This window comes from Pseudomonas lyxosi (assembly GCF_047758685.1).
GTDB lineage: Bacteria > Pseudomonadota > Gammaproteobacteria > Pseudomonadales > Pseudomonadaceae > Aquipseudomonas > Aquipseudomonas lyxosi.
Genome location: NZ_CP180481.1, coordinates 3,840,355 through 3,857,648, shown reverse-complemented (window position 1 = coordinate 3,857,648; position 17,294 = coordinate 3,840,355). Strand labels below are relative to the sequence as shown.

Genomic DNA, 17,294 nt, shown 5'->3' with positions numbered 1-17,294 from the left:
GTAAATCAGATCAGAACCACCGGGTGTTCCGCGCCTGGCGAATGTCCTACTGCGGCTGAAACGTCTGAAGGTACGCCAACAGGTTTTCAATCTTTTCCGGATCGCTGAGCCCCCAGAAAATCATGCGGGTGCCGGGCACTACTTCTTTTGGAGCTTCAAGGTACGCAGTCAGCGTTTCGCGGGTCCAGACGATACCGGCTGATTTCATCGCATCGGAATACTGGTAATCCGTGGTGCTGCCCGAAGGGCGTCCAAAAATGCCATTGAGCTGCGGCCCGAATGAACCACGTGCCGACTCCCCGACCTGATGACAGCCGCCGCATATCCGCTTGAACAGTGTCGCACCCGCTTCAGCATCGCCGGCGGCCTGTGCTTGTGCGCTGAACACCCCTGAATTGAGCATCAGGGCGAAGGTGAGTACGGCGGCTTTCTGCAATTTTTGCTCCCAATCATCTGTGGCTTGGCGCAAGTGAATCAACACGCACTCACTTGAAACTTTTTCCTGTACGCCGCTGGCAGCAAACCCACTCGCTGGCGGAACAGTCTACGGAACGAATTACCGTCTTCGTAGCCCACGGCGTAAGTAATGCTGTCGAGTGTCATGCGGGTGGATTCAAGAAGCTGTTTTGCCTTCTCCAGACGCAGGGTTTGCAGGTAGGTAATGGGTGTGTAACCGGTGGCTTCCTTGAAACGCCTTTTGAAGTTCCTGACACCGAACCCGAATTGCTGGGCGACGTCATCAATCAGCAGCGGCTGATCGAAGTGTTCCTCCAGCCAGTGTTGTACCCGCAGGATGTCGCCATCCCCATGGTTCTTCGGCAATGACCACATGACATACACCGATTGCTCGCTGCGCACAGCGTCGACCAGCAAGTATTTGCTGCACTTTTGCGCCAGTTCCAGAGAAGCGAAGCGGCGCACGAGGTGCAGCAGAAGATCCATGGCGGCACTCGCGCCCCCGCAAGTGATCACGCGATTGTCCTCGCAGAGGATCTGCGTCTCGTCCAGACAGACCTCGGCATACCGACGTCGAAACAGGTCTGCAAAGGCCCAATGCGTGGTGGCACGAACGCCCTCCAGCAGGCCTGTTTCGGCCAGCATGAACGCCGCCGTGCACATCGACGCCACCACGCCCCCCTGCGCATGCTGATAACGCAGCCACGGCCCATAAGCTGAAAAGGCCGGCAAGGCGTCCTTCAGGGTGAAGAGGAATCCGGGGATCAGCACCAGATCGGTTCGCGGGATCTCGACGGTGGACAGGTCCACACGCAGTGTCTGCCCTCCCCACGCGGCGACATCGGCGCCATCAAGCGAGGCGATGACCACCTCAAAAGGCGCACCGGCAGTGTCGGCGAACAGGTTGGCGGCGCTGAGCACTTCCAGGGCCATCGTGGCGCTGGCGGCGGAACATTGATCCGCCAGTAAAAGCGTGACGTGCATAAATGATCCTATTGCGCTTTTCGCATGAAAAATGTCATTTGCGCACCTACCTTACCCGATCCTTCCTCCTTAAAGTGCACGCGTCACTCAATCATCGGCGTACTTATGAATCTCTGGTTCCGACTTTTCCTCATGCTGTTCCGTCGTCCATGGCGCAAGCCGGTTGACGCCTTGGCCACCACCGTCGTCCACATGCGCGTCTGGCCGCTTGATCTCGACCTCAACAGACACGTTACCAATGGCCGGTATTTCACCCTGGCCGATATAGGACGCATGGACTACGTGTTGCGCAGCGGCGCATTCCGGGTGGCGCTGCGCAATAAGGCCGTGCCTATCGTTGGCGACACCTGGGGCAAGTTCCGGCGTGAACTGAAGCTGTTCGAAACGTTCGAGATTCACACCAGGATGCTCGGCTGGGACAATAAGTGGAGCTTTATGGAGCACCGCTTCGTGAGCAAGGGACGCGTGGTCGGTGTCGTGGTGATGCGGGGTCTGTTCCGCTCTGCCAAAGGCACCGTTGCACCTGGCGAGTACGCCCGGGAGCTGGGCTTGGCTGAACAGTCGCCGTCGATGCCGGCGTGGCTGACAGACTGGTCGCAAAGCTGCAACGACATGAGCCGTGAGCTTCGAGAGGAAGAAGGACAGCCTGCCCGGCGCCCGCAGACCGTCGAATAAATTCGACGCTCCCGCTATCCTGTGCCCCCCGAATCTACGCTTGCCACGATTTCACCGGAGACATCAGTGCCGCCCCTGACCGCCCGCGAGGTTTACCAGCAATTGCGCGACGCCGCGCTGGAAGTTCGGCTTCTAAAGCGCCTCGACGAACAACCCGAGCCGTGCCAGGTACAAGTCGATATCGAGGGCTGGCGTCTGACCCTCGACTTCGACGGCAATCACTTGCGCCACTGCCAACGTTGCCAGAGCCCGGACGGCCGCGTGGGCGTGTTCGACAGCTGGCAACGTTACGGCACCGATCCGGTCAGTCTGCTCAGCACCTGGGAGCTGGCGCAGATCGAGCGCCTGAGCACTGCACTCACTCAATAACGCCTTCAAACCGCTTCAACGAAAACGCCGACAAATCCAGATCACTGCTGCCCCGCACACACCACTGCGCCAGCGCCTCGCCCAGCGCAGCGGAATGCTTGAAGCCATGCCCCGAACAAGCGGACACCACCAGGGTATTTTTCAGTGTCGGGTGCTCGTCGATGATGAAATTGCCGTCCGGTGTGACGGTGTAGGCACACACCGCCGACTTGGCGACCCGCGAGCTGACGCCCGCCATCTTGCCGCGCACATGGGTGTCGAACATCTCGCGCGCTTCGGCGTCGCTGACGGTTCTGTCCAGCGTGTCGGGTGAAGTCTCTTCGCGGTATTGCTCGGTGCCGACCTTCAGGCTGCCCTCGCCGGGCAACGGTGGAAAACCATAGACAGAGTCTTCATCGCCTGGCCCGTGAGAATAAATGAAGGTCGGTGACAGCGGTGCGAACCGGGCGTTCTCCTCCAGTTCGAACCAGAACAGCTTCTGACGACACACCCGCAGCAACCGATCGAAAGGCTCGCCGAGCAAGCCCTTGGACCACATGCCGGCGCTGATCACGACCTTGTCGGCGAGGATGGTTCGCTGATCGGTAATGACGGTGACACCCTGCTCGTCCGAGGTGATTTGCATGACGGTTTCGCCCTTCAGCAGCGTCGCGCCCAGCTCCTCGGCGAGCTTGAGTTGTACCATGATGCAGCGCTCAGGCCGGACATAACCGCCGCTCGGCTCGAAGTAGCCGACTGCCGTGTCCAGCACCGGAGAAAACTGCGGGAATCGCTGACGAATCTGTCCCGCCGACAACACCTCGTGCTCGATGTCATAGGTGTTCGCGAGATGAAGGGTGCTGTGGGTGAAGTCACTTTTATCGTCAGCGTCATACGTGGGGCTGGAGGTCATGACCAGCACGCCACACTGCTCGAACAGCGACTCACCGGACAGCGTTTCGAGCTCGCGCCAGATTCGGTGAGCGTTACGGACGATGGGCAGATACTCGGCGCCTTCCCCGACCGAGAGCCGGGTGATGCGCGTATCGCCATGGCTTGAACCTTGATCGTGGGGAGGATGATGTCGGTCGACGCCAATCACCTTGATGCCGGATTTCGCCAGTTGATACAGGGTGGCCGCGCCCATTGCGCCCATGCCGAGAACCGCTACTTCACACCGAAGATCCATCTATGCCCCCGCCGAAAACGGCTCGTTGAAAAGCCACCAGCATAGGCCAAGGATTGCTCCTCTGGGTTGCCAGGGCTTTTCAGTATTCCGGGGAGGCACATCACCGGATCAAAAACGCGGTTTGACCGCCTTCCACTCCGGCTTGTAACGCTGCATCTGTTTCACGTCATCGCGCTGACGAATGCCGCACGTCAAGTACTGGTCATGCAACTTGCCCAGTTGGTCGTGATCCAGCTCCAGGCCCAACCCGGGCGCGCGGGTGATTCTCACGCAGCCATTGACGATGGGTATTTTGCCGCCCTTGATCACCTCTTCATCCGGTTCCTGCCACGGGTAATGCGTGTCGCAGGCGTAATCCAGATTGGGCACCGCGGCAGCAACATGGGCCATCGCCATCAGGCTGATGCCCAAGTGCGAGTTGGAATGCATCGACACGCCTAAGCCAAAGGTGTCGCACATTTTCGCCAGCGCCTGGGTGTCGCGCAGGCCGCCCCAGTAGTGGTGGTCGGCGAGGACGATCTGCACGCTGTTCAACGCCACGCTGCGGCGGAACTCATCGAAATCGGTGACCACCATGTTGGTCGCCAGCGGCAGACCGGTGCGCTTGTGCAGTTCGGACATGCCGTCGAGGCCCGGCGTCGGGTCTTCGTAATATTGCAGGTCATCGCCCAACAGTTCGGCCATGCGGATCGAAGTTTCCAGCGACCAGTTGCCGTTCGGGTCGATGCGCAACGGGTAACCGGGGAAGGCCTTTTTCAGCGCCTTGATGCACGACACTTCGTGCTCCGGTGGGAGTGTGCCGGCCTTGAGCTTGATGCTCTTGAAACCGTTGGCCTCGATCATGCGCCGCGCCTGGGCGACGATCTGTTCTTCGTTCAGCGCTTCGCCCCAACTGTCGGGTTTGTAGGGTGAATCGACGTGCTGGGCGTACTTGAAGAACAGGTAGGCGCTGAACGGAATCTCGTCGCGAATCGCCCCGCCGAGCAAGTCCACCAACGGCACGTTCAACGAGTGTGCCTGCAAATCCAGGAACGCCACTTCGAACGCCGAATACGCGTTGCTCACCGCTTTGCTGGCATGGGAGCCCGGCGCCAGTTCCGCACCGGCAATGCTCGCGGGTTTGTTCGCCGCCACCGTGGCCTGCACGATGCGGCGCAGCTGATTGAGGTTGAACGGGTCGAGGCCGATCAGCTGGTCTTGCAGTTGTTGCTGGATCAGCAGCGCCGGGGCGTCGCCGTAGCTCTCACCCAGGCCAATGTAGCCGTTGTCGCTTTCAATCTCGATGATCGAGCGCAGCGCAAAGGGTTCGTGGATACCACTGGCGTTAAGCAGTGGCGGATCACGGAAAGCGATTGGGGTGACGGTGACTCGTTTGATTTTCAAGAAGCGGCTCCCTTTGGATCAGGTTTCAAAGCTGGGTGACTTATAGATTTTTGTGGTGCCGCGTCGGCGGCAGGTTTGCCGGCCAGCAAGTGGCGTGCATCGCCCCGAGGTGCCGTGCGAGCGAAGAAGATCACCACCGCCGCGACCAGTGACGTGGCCGCCAAACCGTAGAGGCCGCCTTCGATGGAGCCGGTTTTTTGCTCCAGGAAACCGAACGCCGTCGGGGCGACGAAACCGCCGAGGTTGCCGATGGAGTTGATCAAGGCGATCACCGCGGCGGCGATGCGAGCATCCAGATAGCCTTGCGGAATCGGCCAGAACAATGCCGAGGCAGCCTTGAAACCAATGGCGGCAAAACAGATGGCGACGAAGGCGAAGATCGGCCCGCCGGTGGTGGACATGAACATGCCGAACGAGGCGATCACCAGGGTCAAGGCCACCCAGGCTTGCTGGTGTTTCCATTTGCTGGCCATGGCGGCGAAGCCATACATCGCGATGATCGAAATGATCCACGGAATCGAGTTGAACAGGCCCACCTGGAAGTCGCCGAGGTTGCCCATTTTTTTGATCATGCTCGGCAGCCAGAACGTGGCGCCGTAGATGGTCAGGGCGATGGAAAAGTAGATGAAGCAGAACAGCGCAATCTGCTTGTCGGCCAGCAGCTTGAACATCGACGGCTTGACGGTCTGTGTGGCTTCGCGGGCCTGTTGTTCCAGCGCGATGGCGTCAACCAGTGCATCCTTTTCTTCGGCGCTCAGCCATTTCGCCTCGCGCGGATGGGATTGCAGCCAGAACCACACAAACCCACAGAGCACGATCGAGGCAAAGCCTTCGATCAAGAACATCCACTGCCAGCCATGCAGGCTGAAACCGCTGACATTCAACAGCGCGCCGGAGACGGGGCCAGAGATCACCGAGGCGATGGCCGAACCGCTGAGGAAGATCGCCATGGCCTTGCCGCGCTCGGTCGACGGCAGCCATTGGGTGAAGTAGTAAATGATGCCGGGGAAAAAGCCTGCTTCGGCTGCACCGAGAACAAAACGCAGCACATAGAAGCTGGTTTCGCCGCGCACAAACGCCATGGCCATCGCCGCCGCGCCCCAAGTGAACATGATGCGCGTCAGCCAGGCGCGAGCGCCGTAGCGCTGCAACAGCATGTTGGAGGGAACTTCGAAGATCGCGTATCCGATGAAGAACAACCCGGCGCCCAGGCCGTAGGCTGCCGCGCCAATGCCGAGGTCGGTTTCCATGTGGCTGCGCACGAAGCCGATGTTGACCCGGTCGATGTAGTTGACGATGAACATCACCACGAACAGCGGCAGCACATGGCGTTTCACCTTGGCCGCAGCGCGGGCGAGTACATTCGGGTCCGGCGGACTCTGGACGGTATTCAAGGGGCAACTCCCAATCATTGTTTTTTTAGGGACAGGCCGATGATGGACGCAGGTATTGATCCCGTCTAATCTAACTTGGCATTCGATTGATACCTGGATTAGATCAATGTTCGAACTGACTCAACTGCGCTGTTTCACCACGGTGGCGACCGAACTGAATTTCCGTCGGGCCGCCGAACGGTTGAACATGACTCAACCGCCCCTCAGTCGACAGATTCAACTGCTGGAACATCATCTGGGTGTCGAGCTGTTCACCCGCACCACCCGCAGCGTTGCCCTGACCGCCGCCGGCCGCGCCTTCTTCATCGAAGCGCAGAACCTGCTGGAGCGCGCCCAGCAAGCCGCCGTCACCGCCCGCCGTTTCGCCGAGGGCGACATCGGCTCGGTCAATATCAGTTTCGTCGGCAGCGCGGTGTATGAATTCCTGCCCAAGGTCATCGCTGAAGCGCGACTCAAACAGCCGCATGTGAAAATCGACCTGACGGAGATGAACACCTACCAGCAGCATGAAGCCTTGCGTGCCCGTCGTATCGACTTGGGCATCGTTCGCGCGCCGTTACTGGAGCCTGGTTATGCCACCGAATGCCTGGTGCGCGAGCCGTTTGTCTTGGCCGTCCCCAGCCACCATCGACTGGCGAGCGCAGAAGCCGTCTCGGTCAAAGACCTCGATGCGCAGCCGTTCCTGATGTACTCCCACGCCGCCTACCCACCGTTCAACGAACTGCTGACCGGCATGCTCCGCTCTGCCCGCGTCGCCCCGGAATACGTGCAATGGCTGGGCTCATCGTTGACCATCCTGGCCTTGGTCAACGCCGGAATGGGCCTGGCCCTGGTGCCTCGCTGCGCCACCAGCGTGGTGTTCAAGAACGTGGTGTTTCGCGATATCGATCTGGGTGAAGGGGTGCAGAGCGAGCTGCATTTGATCTGGCGCGAGAACAATGACAACCCGGCGTTTGCGATGTTGCTGGAAGGCATTCGCAGGGCTGTGCGGGAGGGATGGGGCGTTTGAGTCTGTCGTTGCCTGGCGTTTCTTTGGGGCCATCGACCACTTTGCCTCAGACGACGAACCCGGCCGTTGCGCAGTGGTCCAACCAACTGATGGCATCGCGACTGATCAAAGGCCTTGGCCTTGGTTCATTCAAAAGCGACGTTTTGCAATTCACACACATCAGGGTGCGCCGGATAACGTTCAGTAGGTTCGGATCCTGTCTGGTGCAGGCGCTGACTGCTGCTCCCATCCCCTGCTCCCTTACCGGAGTACGAAAATGACTCAGTCAATGCGCTTCTTCCTATCGATCTTCCTCGCGACAGCATCTTTGGCATCAGCGAGCCTCCTGAACAATGCAGGTGCGGCAACTGCCGAGGACCTGAATGCCGACTCCCATCAAGCGTTGCAAACGCTTTACAAGACCACACCCTTTGCCAAAACCATTTCGCAGAATGCCAAAGCGGTGCTGGTCTTCCCGAAAATCATCAAGGCCGGCCTTGTGTTTGGTGGCAGCTATGGCGAAGGCGTGCTGATGAAGGGCTCGAAAGTGGAGAGTTATTACAACTCCGTAACGGGGTCATGGGGGCTGCAGGCAGGCGCCCAATCGTACGGTTATGCGTTGTTCCTGATGACTGACAAAGCCGTGAATTATGTTCGTGAAACCAAGGGCTGGGAAGTCGGCGTGGGGCCAACCGTTGTCGTGGTTGACTCAGGGGTCGCGAAGAATCTGTCGAGTTCGACACTCAAGGACGATGCCTACGCGTTCATATTCGACCAGCAAGGGTTAATGGCCGGGGTCAGCATCGAGGGAACGAAGATTTCCCTGATCAAGCGCTGAAAGCCTGCCCTTCAAGGGGTTTGATCTTTTGAAGCGTGCCGCGTGGGTGCCCCCTCTACCAAGGCGTCTTGTGTACCAGGCAAGACGCCCCTTTGGGACAGGATGCACGGCGAAACCATTGGGTTGTTGAGCGCTATCACCGTCCTCACCAAGAGGGGTCCTGATGAATCTTCTAACCAGATGTAAGGGTGCATGTATTGCTCTGGTGCTATGCGTGGTTGTGCTCCTGACATTTGTGATTGGCTCCAGTGCTTTGCCGAGGATAGTGCCGGACATGGCTCGCGCTCCCTCTGCGCCAGTGCAACTCGACGGGATACACGGACCTCTGTCAGCTGAGCGCAGCAAAGCCATTCTCGACCGACTCAAGGCCAGCGGCGCAGAGACCAATATCTTTGATGTGCACCTCGCAATCGAAGAATCCGTTGCCGGTAGCCCGCTAACGGAAGGCAACAAGGTCGACTTGCTGCAGGACGGTCCCAGCACGTACCAGTCGATGATCAAAACCATTGAAGCTGCGCGCGACCACATCAACATGGAGACCTACATCCTCGACGATGATGAAGTCGGCCAGCGTTTCGCCGCCGCACTGATCGCTCAGCAAAAGAAAGGCGTACAGGTCAATCTGATCCGTGACAGCGTCGGAACACTTGGAACACCCTCAGCGTTTTTCTCTCGATTGACCGACGCGGGCATCAAAGTGCTGGAGTACAACCCAGTCAACCCGGCGACGGCCAAAGTGGGCTGGGACGTGAACCAGCGCGATCACCGAAAGCTGTTGATAGTGGACGGCCGTGTTGCCTTTCTCGGCGGGATCAACATCAGCAGCGTCTATTCAGGGGGCTCGTTCAGCGCTCACTCGAAGACTCGTCCCAATGGTGATTTGCCCTGGCGCGATACCGACTTGCGCATCGAGGGGCCCGTGGTTTCGGACCTGCAGAAGCTGTTCATCGGAACCTGGACGGCCCAGAAAGGTGAACCACTCGCGCCTCGCCACTACTTTCCGCCACAGGAGCGCAAAGGCACCGAGGTGATTCGCGCCATCGGCAGCTCGCCAGACGAGCCGTTCAGCCTGATCTATGCCACGCTGATTTCGGCGCTGCATAGTGCGCAGACCGAGATATGGCTGACGAACGCCTACTTTGTGCCCGATCCGCAGTTGCTGGCGGCACTCAAGGAGGCGGCAGCACGTGGCGTCGACGTCAAGCTGGTGCTGCCCAGTAGCACCGATTCGTGGCTGGTGTTCCATGCCGGACGCGCCTACTACAGCGAACTGCTGAAGGCCAACGTCAAGCTTTACGAACGCGGTGATGCGCTACTCCACGTCAAGACTGCCGTCATCGATGGCGTGTGGTCGAGTGTCGGCTCCACCAACCTCGACTGGCGCAGCTTCGTGCACAACGATGAAGTCAACGCCGTTGTGCTGGGCACCGGGTTTGGAAAAAAGATGCAGGCGGCATTCATGGCTGACCTGGCCAAGTCGAACGAAATCAAGCTGGAAACGTGGCAGCGCCGTTCGATCGCAGTAAGAGCCAAGGAGCAGATGGGGCGACTCTGGGGATACTGGCTATAAGTCGAGTGGCGCGGGAACTGTGCTGCCTAATGGAAGTGGGAGCAAAGGTGCACTACCTTGTATTTGTACACCCTCGCGTCGCAATTCAATTCAGGTTGAGAGGTGGAATTCATGAACAACATCATCTACATCGTCGGGGTAATTGTGATTGTCGTGGTTATCCTGTCGTTTCTCGGGTTTGCATAGAGTCGAAGAGCGTCTCGCATTGGCAAGGCTGCACCCCATATCGCGAGGCACAGCCTGGTCGCGCCTGACCTATTTTGCCTTTAGAAACTCAACCGCTTGCGCCGTGCTCCACAGGGCATTGCCGATGTAGCGATAATTGATTAGTGCGGCAAGGTAGCCATCACCTTCGGGGGTGGTCGGGCCTGCGGTTGCGTCCCGAACCACGGCCACTTCAAAGCCAAGCTCCAGCAGTTCGCGCAGATGCGACTCGACGCACAGGTTCGCCGCCATGCCCGCCAATATGATTTGCGACACACCGTGCTTGCACAGCTGCAGCGCCAGGTCATTGGTTTCCGGGCCGTAAACCTTGTGCGGTGAAGCAATGATGGTTTTGCCGTCGAGGATGTAGGGCTTGTACTCGGGCATGAAGTCGTCGCAATACCTGTGTGCGAGCTTGCTCGCGATGAACGATTACGCGGCATCCCGGACCTGACACAAAACCCAATCACCGGCCAGCAGCGGCAACAAACACCGGGAACCTGTGGCGAAGGACCGTACTTCCGCTGGGCCGCGCAGCGGCCCCCAAAAGGGAACAACTGCCCAACCCAACGTCAGTTACCCACTCACCCCAGCAGACCGCACTTACGCAGGTGGTTCAATTTTATCCAGCAATCGGTTTGCCGTGATTTCAGCCACCATGACGCTGTTGGAAATGCCCAACAGGGAATAGCGCGAGCAACCCTCCAAGAGGTCCGCCAACTCGTGGACCATCACATCAACCGAGGCCAGGGTTTCGACCAGAAAAACCGCCAGGGTTTCGGTCGTGGCCTCTGGGTCCACGTAAAACAGGGTGCTGCGTGTTCGCGGGGTGGCTTTGATGTCGGCAATTGACGGGAAGTGGTAATTGAGAGCCCGCTCGGCGGCTTCGTTGAGTTTTTTTGAATCGGGTTCGTACGGGGAAACCGGATCGGTGTCCGGTGGGTTGGGTGTGACCTTGAACATATCTTAGGTTCCTAATGGTGTGCCAACCCTCCTGCTGCTAAACGAAGAGGGTGGCAGCTGCACGCAGGTTAGCAGACCGGGAAACCTAAGAAGCCGGCGCGCCCAAGGGCGCCCTGCGTACAGCTACCATCAAAATGCAGGCGCAAAACCTGACTGATAGAAGCGTCGTACGACTTAGGTTGTTCACGGGCTGCTAAACCCGATCACTGATGAGCAGTGACAGGAATCAAGTTACCGAGTGGCCCCAAGGCGCACAAGCCGGCGGATTCTGGCGCAGCCGTAGGCAACGGCGCAAGGTTTTGTAGCTTTCAGGACGTAACCTTGAGGGCGCTTAAACAAGCACCCTATGGAGATGTTTAATAATCTGATGCACGCTTCTTGCGCGAGGTAAAACCTTGAGAAAATCGTGGACGCATCCGACATTTTTAAGGTTGAGCGTCGCAGGTGTGGTGGGTAGCGCGAACTCTTGAATCAGTCTGATTCCGGCCAAAAGGAGTTAGTCGGATGCGTCTACGAAACTAGGGACGGTTCACCACGACCCGGTATCGTTTATGGAAAGTAACTGACACGGAACACGGAAGGTTTTCAGCAAGACTTTTGGGATTTGTCTTGCAGCCATTGTTTGAGCTTCCCGATAAAGTCAGACTACCCCAGCCCCAAGCTGGAACTCCTCGCAACGACTCAAGGACGATACATGATTTCTTCTGCACGACTGGGTGACAAGCATGTCTGCCCTTTGCCCGGCCATGGCACCACCCCGATTGCCTCCGCCAGTGGCGACGTAAATATCAACTTTATGGGCTCCGCACGTGTTGGCGATACATGTGGTTGTGGCGCCGTAACCACCACAGGGTTTCCATCGATTCAAGTGAATGGCCGTCCTATGGCCCACATTGGCAGTCCTACCAGCCATGGCGGAACCATCATCACCGGGTCAGGTGATGTAGGTGGCGGGTTTGTCATGGGCGATGCTGGCGGTGCAACCATCATCAACTTCATGGCACTGGGAGCTTTCCGCCCAGATGGCACCGTGGACGATGAAAAGATGGCGACCTTGCTCGCTGATCCAAATTTGAAAGAGAAGGCTCTGGCGGCGAATGCCTTGGTAGATCCGCAAGCCAGCACCGAAAAACCCGAAGCGAAGACAGAGCCGGAAGCACCTACTACGTGCAAAGACCCTGACATGATGGAGCAACTGGCCGATTACATCGCCGATGAGATGAACCGCAATATCAAAGACCCAGCAGTCTTGGAAATGAAAGAACTAAACAGCTTCGATCCTGAGGCGGAAACCAAGAAATTTATGGAGCTTCCGCTCTACCTGCGCCTAGGGCAAGACCCCCAGTTTTACAACATGGCACTTGGAAAAAAGGCGATGGCTTTCGCCATCTGGACGAAACAGGTGGGTCAGGGTCAGGATTGGGATCACAAGCCCAAATTGGCCAAACTGTTTGGTGCACCTTGGCACAAACAAGGGGCGTATGACTTCTACTACGACATCTGGTCGAACATCCATTATGGGTATGTCGGCTTAGCCGGTGGACTCTCTGACAGCGTGCAATTGGACGGCGCTGGAGTTGAGCAAATAGGCTCAGACAGTTGGCGCTTCCTCAAAGACCCTAAGAGGTTTGATGGCCCACGAAGAACGGAAGGCGTCGAAGGGATGCGAGCATGGGACGATGCTCCTGATAGGGTGTCGATCATCCTCGGAATGGAACTCTACAAGGAGTATCCGAACGGCGGTGTCACTGCACAAATCATCATGGACAAAGTGTTGGCAGTGCCAATTGCTGACTGGGGTACAGGGGTTCAAAAACATGCCTGCAAGTGAAAAGCGACCACGACATATTGGGCGGTGGATAGGGCTGTTTCTTATTGGTGCTGTGGCGTGCTGGTACGTAGCTATACCGCGAGTTGTCGTTTTCTACTCAAAAGACGGTACCAAGAAAATTAGTTACGTCCTGAACACACAGCACACCATCGTTCGCGGTGAACTGCTGCCCGGAAAGACAATGGGTGATGTAGGACATATCTTTCCTGACGATGAGTTCTTCATGCGTCTCGACTGGTGGAATGCGAAGGGCCTGAACCGTTGCGTCAGCATTACGCCCCAATGGCCGACAACGGAAATTCATATTGACCGTAATGGCGAGATTGACACCAGTGAAGGCAGTGGCACTGATGGAGAGCGATTGAAAGTTTGTAAGTAGGATTTAGCCAAGCCATAGGGGGCATAAATGTCCATAACAAATCCACGTGTGATCGATTTCTGGGCAATTCCCAAGCGAGAGCTACACGACCTGGTGCTCGTTATCACTGATCACCTTGAATGGGGTGGTAAAGCTGAACAAGGCGAACACTTGCTCTTGCTGCAAGAGAAAATCAACACGTACATCGCCTTCATCGAAAGCGGTGAGATTTACACCGAAATTCCCGGTGCACTGGGTAAACATCCCATCATTCGTGTTCTTGGCCTGTATGAGTTACCAGAGCAAGCAGAGCTCTTCATTGGCCGTGTCACAGAGACTCTAGAAGAAGTGGGCATCGGTTTTGAATTCGAGCTTAAAGCGGACGAAGCAATACGTAATATGTGATCACGCCAATGTCTCTGTCTGAACGTTTTCGGCTTCGCAGAGATTCAAGGAACAGCAAGCGAATTGGGAGATGAAATGGAGCTTCGTACTGAGTTAACGCCGCCTGCACTTGATGAATCCATGGTTGCTCGACTAACGAAACTCGCTGAAGAAATTGATTGCGGACACCCTGAGCAGACGCTGAGCCAGTTGTCGGAATTCAACCGAGAGGCGATGACAGAGCTTGGGTTCATCGACTTTCAGGGTATTTATGGAGGCCAAGGCCATGAGACTTGGGTTCGCAAGATCTTAGCAGCACCGTTTGAGCGGTCCGTAGCAGATGTAACGAGGGGTGAACTTATAGAGCTGGCTCGAAGGGTAATGGAGAGCGATGGGGCTGAACAAGACATCGATTTTTGGCTGAACATGCTGGCAATCAATATACCCAGTGAACGCATCTCCGATTTGATTTTCTGGCCAGACGAATACTTCAACGATGTCAGTTACTCGCAGAGATTATCGCCAGAGCAGGTGATAGAAATCGCGTTGAATGACAGAGATGTTTTGCTAAAGCTGAATCGGCCCTGGTTTTGTAGTCGCTGGGTAACTGCTCTTGACCGTTTTCTGTCCGTCGTGAGAGGCAGAAAACGACCCTTTGCAGGCATTCATAACGTTCAAGTTAAGGGGCAGGCTTTAGCCCGTCCCGAGTGAGCGGAGCGGATGGCTTGAACCGCTAGCTAGGCTCTTGCGCCGCCGCAACTGGCATGCGATCACGACACAGCTCCCTTTCCACCCGGTAAAGAAAAAAAATCTGCCAGAGGCCGAACACAGCGACGATAAGTGAAGCGGGCAATACCCAGCATCGTAGGTCGACCATAACGGAATTGCTTTGTCCAATGAGTGCTGCGACGAGACCTGCCAGTCCGGAAACAAGGGCGAAATGTGCGACAGACCAGCGGTAGGTTAGATAGCCGCTAAGCGACTGAGGCAAGTCTTCTGAGTGCCTCCAGCGAAGAAACTTAGCGTATGGCTTGGCATAGCTAACACCATCCACAGAATACTCTGCCGGTGCCGACGCGTTGAGTTTCCAAGCTATAAAATCGAAAACAACCCACAGAACGAGTCGGTAGATTGAGAAAACTGTAAATCCGATAAGAGCCACACACAATGCAGTGGGAACTTGATTGGACAGAGCCAATTGTAAGATGGTCCAAGGATCATTCAGGCTCATTACCCATATGGTCACAATCACAGCGCCACTCAGAAGGTAGCGAATTGCTGCTTCTAGGCTTGAAACCAGTGATATGAGTTTGTCCATGTAATCCTCTTGGGCCTAGCTTTGGAGTTAAGGGTACGTATTGGTGCATTCCAAAAAACGTCGATCCTTGAATGACTTGTTATGCGCCATATGGCTCATGACGACTACACACCAATGAGGTGGCCAAAGTCGCTTTCCCCGAGTATGCGAATTTTCTGGCCTTTAGCCATGAGTTCTTCGGCCTTCCTATGCTTAGCGCTCTTTTCTGCGCCAGCCAGCATGCGAATGTCTTGGTCGCCGACAACAAGCAGAGTGGTATGTTTCGTGACGCCAGTTGCGACATCGCAGCCTGCTAACGATGCAACATTGGCAGCATCTTGGCGCGGTATTGAAAGTGCTCCGGTGAACACAACCACATTACCGAATAGTGGGCCGTCTGGATTGGCGGTGCGAACCTCGGAGGATGATAATGAAGCAGTTGGTCGCAATGCCAAAGAGCACCAATCGGCAGCACTTGAACCAGTTTCCTGAATTGCTCGAAGTAATATTTCACCCGCAGCACGCGCATCCTCTTCTGCATCGTGATGCTTGAAGCTTATGCCGAAGTGAGCGGCAACATTTGCAAGCCCATAACCAGACTGCGAAAAAATAGGCCAAGTGCGCCTAACAACTCGCGCCGTATCAAGCCACTGGCAATCAAGTGAGGTTGTTGAATACTTTTCACATGCCCTACGAATTGCAGTTCTGTCGAATGGCGTATGGCTAGCCAATATTTGATTAGAGAAATTGGCTCTCAGGCGATCATGTACTTCTATCCAATGCGGTGCCGATGCAACCATTTCCTCATTTATGCCGTGAACTGAAACGTTGTGAGAATCAAAGTAGTCATTTGGATTAACGAGCGTGCTCCATGACTCTGAGAATTGTCCGTTTGAGAAAACGGCGATGCCAACTTGGCAGATGCTTGCAAGGTCTGGATTGGCGGTTTCAACGTCAATGACTACGAAATCCATGGTGCCTCCTTAGGCGACATGCCATGTCGCGTTTCTTGTCGCGATGGCGTGTCGTATAACGTTCCTTGTCGTCCTGCAAGTCCTTGTCTAGCTTAGAGGTGGTCGCGGCATAAGAGACATCGCTCAGGGAGAAACGCGACATGGATGACGGCAAGCCCTGCTACTAGAGTCGAAAGCAGCGCCAGTGACCCTACCCATTTGCCATCACCGTGTCCACCGTCCACTTCTGGCCGACTCGTGCCCTCTATCACGGCCCGCTTCGGGTCACAGCCGTCCATTGTAACCAGCAGTAATCGGCCAGTTTCCACCACTGAAACCAATGGCTCACCCCGTTAGCTATAGCTCAGACCAAGACCAGACCCGAAGGCTTTACACTGTCGTCTTAGAAGGCACAAGCAACGGTACACTGCGTGTCGCGGGTCACGGTTGAGCAAAGAACACGACGTAAATGCTTTATAAAGCCAGCCTGCCGCATTGCGCAGCACTGGCTCCCCTCATCATCACTTCCCATCTCATCTCGCTCATCAAAACCATCACACCCGCCGCGAATCTCGCCTGGCACTCCCACCCAAAACCCTTTAAACCCGATTAAAAGCCCCAAGCCACTTTCAAGCCCACGCTCTGCTCATTACTCCAGTGCAGTGCTCAACCATGAAACCCCTCCACATCTTCAAACCCACACCGCCATGTGTGGCACCAGCTTCAACTTCACCGAATCGACCTAACCGCCACCGTCGCCGCCTACAACCCATCGCTCCACGAAGCCCCCATGGTCATCGGCCACCCCCAGCACGACGCCCCGGCCGCCGGCTGGGTCAAATCCTTATCCGCCCCCCCCCAAGGCCTGATCGCCGAACCCCAACAAGTCGACGCCACCTTCGCCGAGCAAATCGCCAAAGGCAGCTACAAAAAAATCTCCGCCTCGTTCTACCACCCAGACGCCGCCAACAACCCCGTGCCCGGTGTCTACTACCTGCGCCACGTCGGGTTCCTCGGCGCCCAACCGCCATCAGTAAAAGGCCTACGCCCCATCGAACTCGCTGACGACGAACAAGGCGCCATCGAATTCAGCGACCACGGCCACTACCTCAGCGCCGACCGCTGGCGCCGCTTCCGCGAATGGCTCATCAGCCGATTCAACAAAGACACCGCCGACCAGGTCGCCCCGTCGTGGGCCATCGACAGCCTCGCCGACACCGCCCGCCAACCAGAACAGCCCATGGCCACATTCACCCAACCCAAAGACCTGGGCGACTTGCTGCTAGTCGAAGTTAGCCCCGGCTGGACCCGCTCCAAGGCCACGCCGCTGGCCGGCACCGACTACTCGCTGGGCCAGGTGCTGGCCAAAGTCGCCGATAAATACCGCCTCAACCACCCACGCGGTGCCGTCCTGTTGGGCTACGGCAAGTCAACCTTTGGCGTCTCGGAAAGCACCGATGCGACGTAGGTGCAACCAAC

General features: G+C 56.8%; 18 protein-coding genes and 1 pseudogene. 10 read left to right on the top strand and 9 right to left on the bottom strand.

The window, feature by feature from the left end; translation table 11 throughout:
• Positions 1-46: 46 nt before the first annotated feature.
• Positions 47-436, bottom strand: coding sequence for a c-type cytochrome (locus ACMXYI_RS17755; RefSeq protein WP_415768342.1), 390 nt, complete (start codon positions 434-436; stop codon positions 47-49).
• Positions 437-474: 38 nt separating this feature from the next.
• A complete protein-coding gene (locus tag ACMXYI_RS17750) occupies positions 475-1,440 on the bottom strand; it encodes a GlxA family transcriptional regulator (RefSeq protein WP_415768341.1) in 966 nt (321 codons plus the stop codon).
• Between the two features lie 105 nt (positions 1,441-1,545).
• On the opposite strand from ACMXYI_RS17750, the gene ACMXYI_RS17745 reads away from it, so the two are divergent.
• Positions 1,546-2,115 carry an acyl-CoA thioesterase gene (locus ACMXYI_RS17745; RefSeq protein WP_415768340.1) on the top strand — a complete coding sequence of 190 codons (570 nt, stop codon included), beginning with the start codon at positions 1,546-1,548 and terminating at the stop codon, positions 2,113-2,115.
• Between the two features lie 66 nt (positions 2,116-2,181).
• Complete coding sequence (locus ACMXYI_RS17740) at positions 2,182-2,484, top strand: DUF7693 family protein (RefSeq protein WP_415768339.1); 303 nt, start codon at positions 2,182-2,184, stop codon at positions 2,482-2,484.
• On the opposite strand, the gene solA is transcribed toward ACMXYI_RS17740, so the two are convergent.
• The 3 genes from solA to ACMXYI_RS17725 all read right to left on the bottom strand — a co-directional run bounded on the left by solA (position 2,474) and on the right by ACMXYI_RS17725 (position 6,429).
• On the bottom strand, positions 2,474-3,652 hold the full coding sequence (gene solA / locus ACMXYI_RS17735) for an N-methyl-L-tryptophan oxidase (RefSeq protein WP_415768338.1): 1,179 nt from the start codon (positions 3,650-3,652) through the stop codon (positions 2,474-2,476). The genes ACMXYI_RS17740 and solA overlap by 11 nt on opposite strands.
• Positions 3,653-3,760: 108 nt before the next feature.
• Entirely contained in the window at positions 3,761-5,035 is a 1,275-nt protein-coding gene (locus ACMXYI_RS17730) for a glucarate dehydratase family protein (protein ID WP_415768337.1), read from the bottom strand.
• Entirely contained in the window at positions 5,032-6,429 is a 1,398-nt protein-coding gene (locus ACMXYI_RS17725) for an MFS transporter (protein WP_415768336.1), read from the bottom strand. Before ACMXYI_RS17725 ends, ACMXYI_RS17730 begins: the two co-directional genes overlap by 4 nt.
• Before the next feature lie 106 nt (positions 6,430-6,535).
• Between ACMXYI_RS17725 and ACMXYI_RS17720 the strand changes: the two genes are divergently transcribed.
• The 3 genes from ACMXYI_RS17720 to cls all read left to right on the top strand — a co-directional run bounded on the left by ACMXYI_RS17720 (position 6,536) and on the right by cls (position 9,825).
• Positions 6,536-7,438 (top strand): LysR substrate-binding domain-containing protein, encoded by a 903-nt coding sequence (locus ACMXYI_RS17720; protein WP_415768335.1) that lies wholly within the window; start codon positions 6,536-6,538, stop codon positions 7,436-7,438.
• A 256-nt stretch (positions 7,439-7,694) separates the two neighbouring features.
• Positions 7,695-8,255 carry a YSC84-related protein gene (locus ACMXYI_RS17715; protein WP_415768334.1) on the top strand — a complete coding sequence of 187 codons (561 nt, stop codon included), beginning with the start codon at positions 7,695-7,697 and terminating at the stop codon, positions 8,253-8,255.
• A 163-nt stretch (positions 8,256-8,418) separates the two neighbouring features.
• Entirely contained in the window at positions 8,419-9,825 is a 1,407-nt protein-coding gene (cls, locus tag ACMXYI_RS17710; protein WP_415768333.1) for a cardiolipin synthase, read from the top strand.
• Positions 9,826-10,080: 255 nt separating this feature from the next.
• On the opposite strand, the pseudogene ACMXYI_RS17705 reads toward cls, so the two are convergent.
• Together ACMXYI_RS17705 and ACMXYI_RS17700 are read right to left on the bottom strand one after the other, a co-directional pair.
• A pseudogene (locus ACMXYI_RS17705) lies at positions 10,081-10,422 on the bottom strand (isochorismatase family protein); the annotation flags it as partial.
• 210 nt (positions 10,423-10,632) lie between these two features.
• Positions 10,633-10,992, bottom strand: coding sequence for a DUF6124 family protein (locus tag ACMXYI_RS17700; RefSeq protein WP_140679954.1), 360 nt, complete (start codon positions 10,990-10,992; stop codon positions 10,633-10,635).
• A gap of 694 nt (positions 10,993-11,686) precedes the next feature.
• Here ACMXYI_RS17700 and ACMXYI_RS17695 point away from each other — a divergent pair.
• From ACMXYI_RS17695 to ACMXYI_RS17680, 4 genes are all read left to right on the top strand, one after another.
• The gene (locus ACMXYI_RS17695; protein WP_415768332.1) at positions 11,687-12,823 is read left to right on the top strand and encodes a polymorphic toxin type 44 domain-containing protein; all 1,137 of its coding nucleotides are present in this window, start codon (positions 11,687-11,689) and stop codon (positions 12,821-12,823) included.
• Positions 12,810-13,202 (top strand): hypothetical protein, encoded by a 393-nt coding sequence (locus tag ACMXYI_RS17690; RefSeq protein ID WP_046052545.1) that lies wholly within the window; start codon positions 12,810-12,812, stop codon positions 13,200-13,202. The genes ACMXYI_RS17695 and ACMXYI_RS17690 overlap by 14 nt, the downstream gene beginning before the upstream one ends.
• A 27-nt stretch (positions 13,203-13,229) precedes the next feature.
• Complete coding sequence (locus ACMXYI_RS17685) at positions 13,230-13,586, top strand: DUF6572 domain-containing protein (RefSeq protein ID WP_129436843.1); 357 nt, start codon at positions 13,230-13,232, stop codon at positions 13,584-13,586.
• Positions 13,587-13,661: 75 nt separating this feature from the next.
• Positions 13,662-14,276 (top strand): hypothetical protein, encoded by a 615-nt coding sequence (locus ACMXYI_RS17680; RefSeq protein ID WP_415768331.1) that lies wholly within the window; start codon positions 13,662-13,664, stop codon positions 14,274-14,276.
• Between the two features lie 22 nt (positions 14,277-14,298).
• Here the strand turns inward: ACMXYI_RS17680 and ACMXYI_RS17675 are convergent, their stop codons facing one another.
• Both ACMXYI_RS17675 and ACMXYI_RS17670 read right to left on the bottom strand, forming a co-directional pair.
• Positions 14,299-14,883 (bottom strand): hypothetical protein, encoded by a 585-nt coding sequence (locus ACMXYI_RS17675; RefSeq protein ID WP_415768330.1) that lies wholly within the window; start codon positions 14,881-14,883, stop codon positions 14,299-14,301.
• A 104-nt stretch (positions 14,884-14,987) separates the two neighbouring features.
• Entirely contained in the window at positions 14,988-15,836 is an 849-nt protein-coding gene (locus ACMXYI_RS17670) for an exonuclease domain-containing protein (RefSeq protein ID WP_415768329.1), read from the bottom strand.
• 769 nt (positions 15,837-16,605) lie between these two features.
• Between ACMXYI_RS17670 and ACMXYI_RS17665 the strand changes: the two genes are divergently transcribed.
• Positions 16,606-17,283, top strand: a complete 678-nt coding sequence (locus ACMXYI_RS17665) for a hypothetical protein (RefSeq protein WP_415768328.1) — start codon at positions 16,606-16,608, stop codon at positions 17,281-17,283.
• Positions 17,284-17,294: the final 11 nt, after the last annotated feature.

Excerpts from the sequence above, each read along its gene's own strand:
- ACMXYI_RS17675 (WP_415768330.1), bottom strand. The coding sequence starts at position 14,883 with ATGGACAAACTCATATCACTGGTTTCAAGCCTAGAAGCAGCAATTCGC.
- ACMXYI_RS17690 (WP_046052545.1), top strand. The coding sequence starts at position 12,810 with ATGCCTGCAAGTGAAAAGCGACCACGACATATTGGGCGGTGGATAGGG.
- ACMXYI_RS17685 (WP_129436843.1), top strand. The coding sequence starts at position 13,230 with ATGTCCATAACAAATCCACGTGTGATCGATTTCTGGGCAATTCCCAAG.
- ACMXYI_RS17700 (WP_140679954.1), bottom strand. The coding sequence starts at position 10,992 with ATGTTCAAGGTCACACCCAACCCACCGGACACCGATCCGGTTTCCCCG.
- solA (WP_415768338.1), bottom strand. The coding sequence starts at position 3,652 with ATGGATCTTCGGTGTGAAGTAGCGGTTCTCGGCATGGGCGCAATGGGC.
- ACMXYI_RS17715 (WP_415768334.1), top strand. The coding sequence starts at position 7,695 with ATGACTCAGTCAATGCGCTTCTTCCTATCGATCTTCCTCGCGACAGCA.
- ACMXYI_RS17720 (WP_415768335.1), top strand. The coding sequence starts at position 6,536 with ATGTTCGAACTGACTCAACTGCGCTGTTTCACCACGGTGGCGACCGAA.
- ACMXYI_RS17665 (WP_415768328.1), top strand. The coding sequence starts at position 16,606 with ATGGTCATCGGCCACCCCCAGCACGACGCCCCGGCCGCCGGCTGGGTC.
- ACMXYI_RS17695 (WP_415768332.1), top strand. The coding sequence starts at position 11,687 with ATGATTTCTTCTGCACGACTGGGTGACAAGCATGTCTGCCCTTTGCCC.
- cls (WP_415768333.1), top strand. The coding sequence starts at position 8,419 with ATGAATCTTCTAACCAGATGTAAGGGTGCATGTATTGCTCTGGTGCTA.
- ACMXYI_RS17670 (WP_415768329.1), bottom strand. The coding sequence starts at position 15,836 with ATGGATTTCGTAGTCATTGACGTTGAAACCGCCAATCCAGACCTTGCA.
- ACMXYI_RS17745 (WP_415768340.1), top strand. The coding sequence starts at position 1,546 with ATGAATCTCTGGTTCCGACTTTTCCTCATGCTGTTCCGTCGTCCATGG.
- ACMXYI_RS17750 (WP_415768341.1), bottom strand. The coding sequence starts at position 1,440 with ATGCACGTCACGCTTTTACTGGCGGATCAATGTTCCGCCGCCAGCGCC.
- ACMXYI_RS17680 (WP_415768331.1), top strand. The coding sequence starts at position 13,662 with ATGGAGCTTCGTACTGAGTTAACGCCGCCTGCACTTGATGAATCCATG.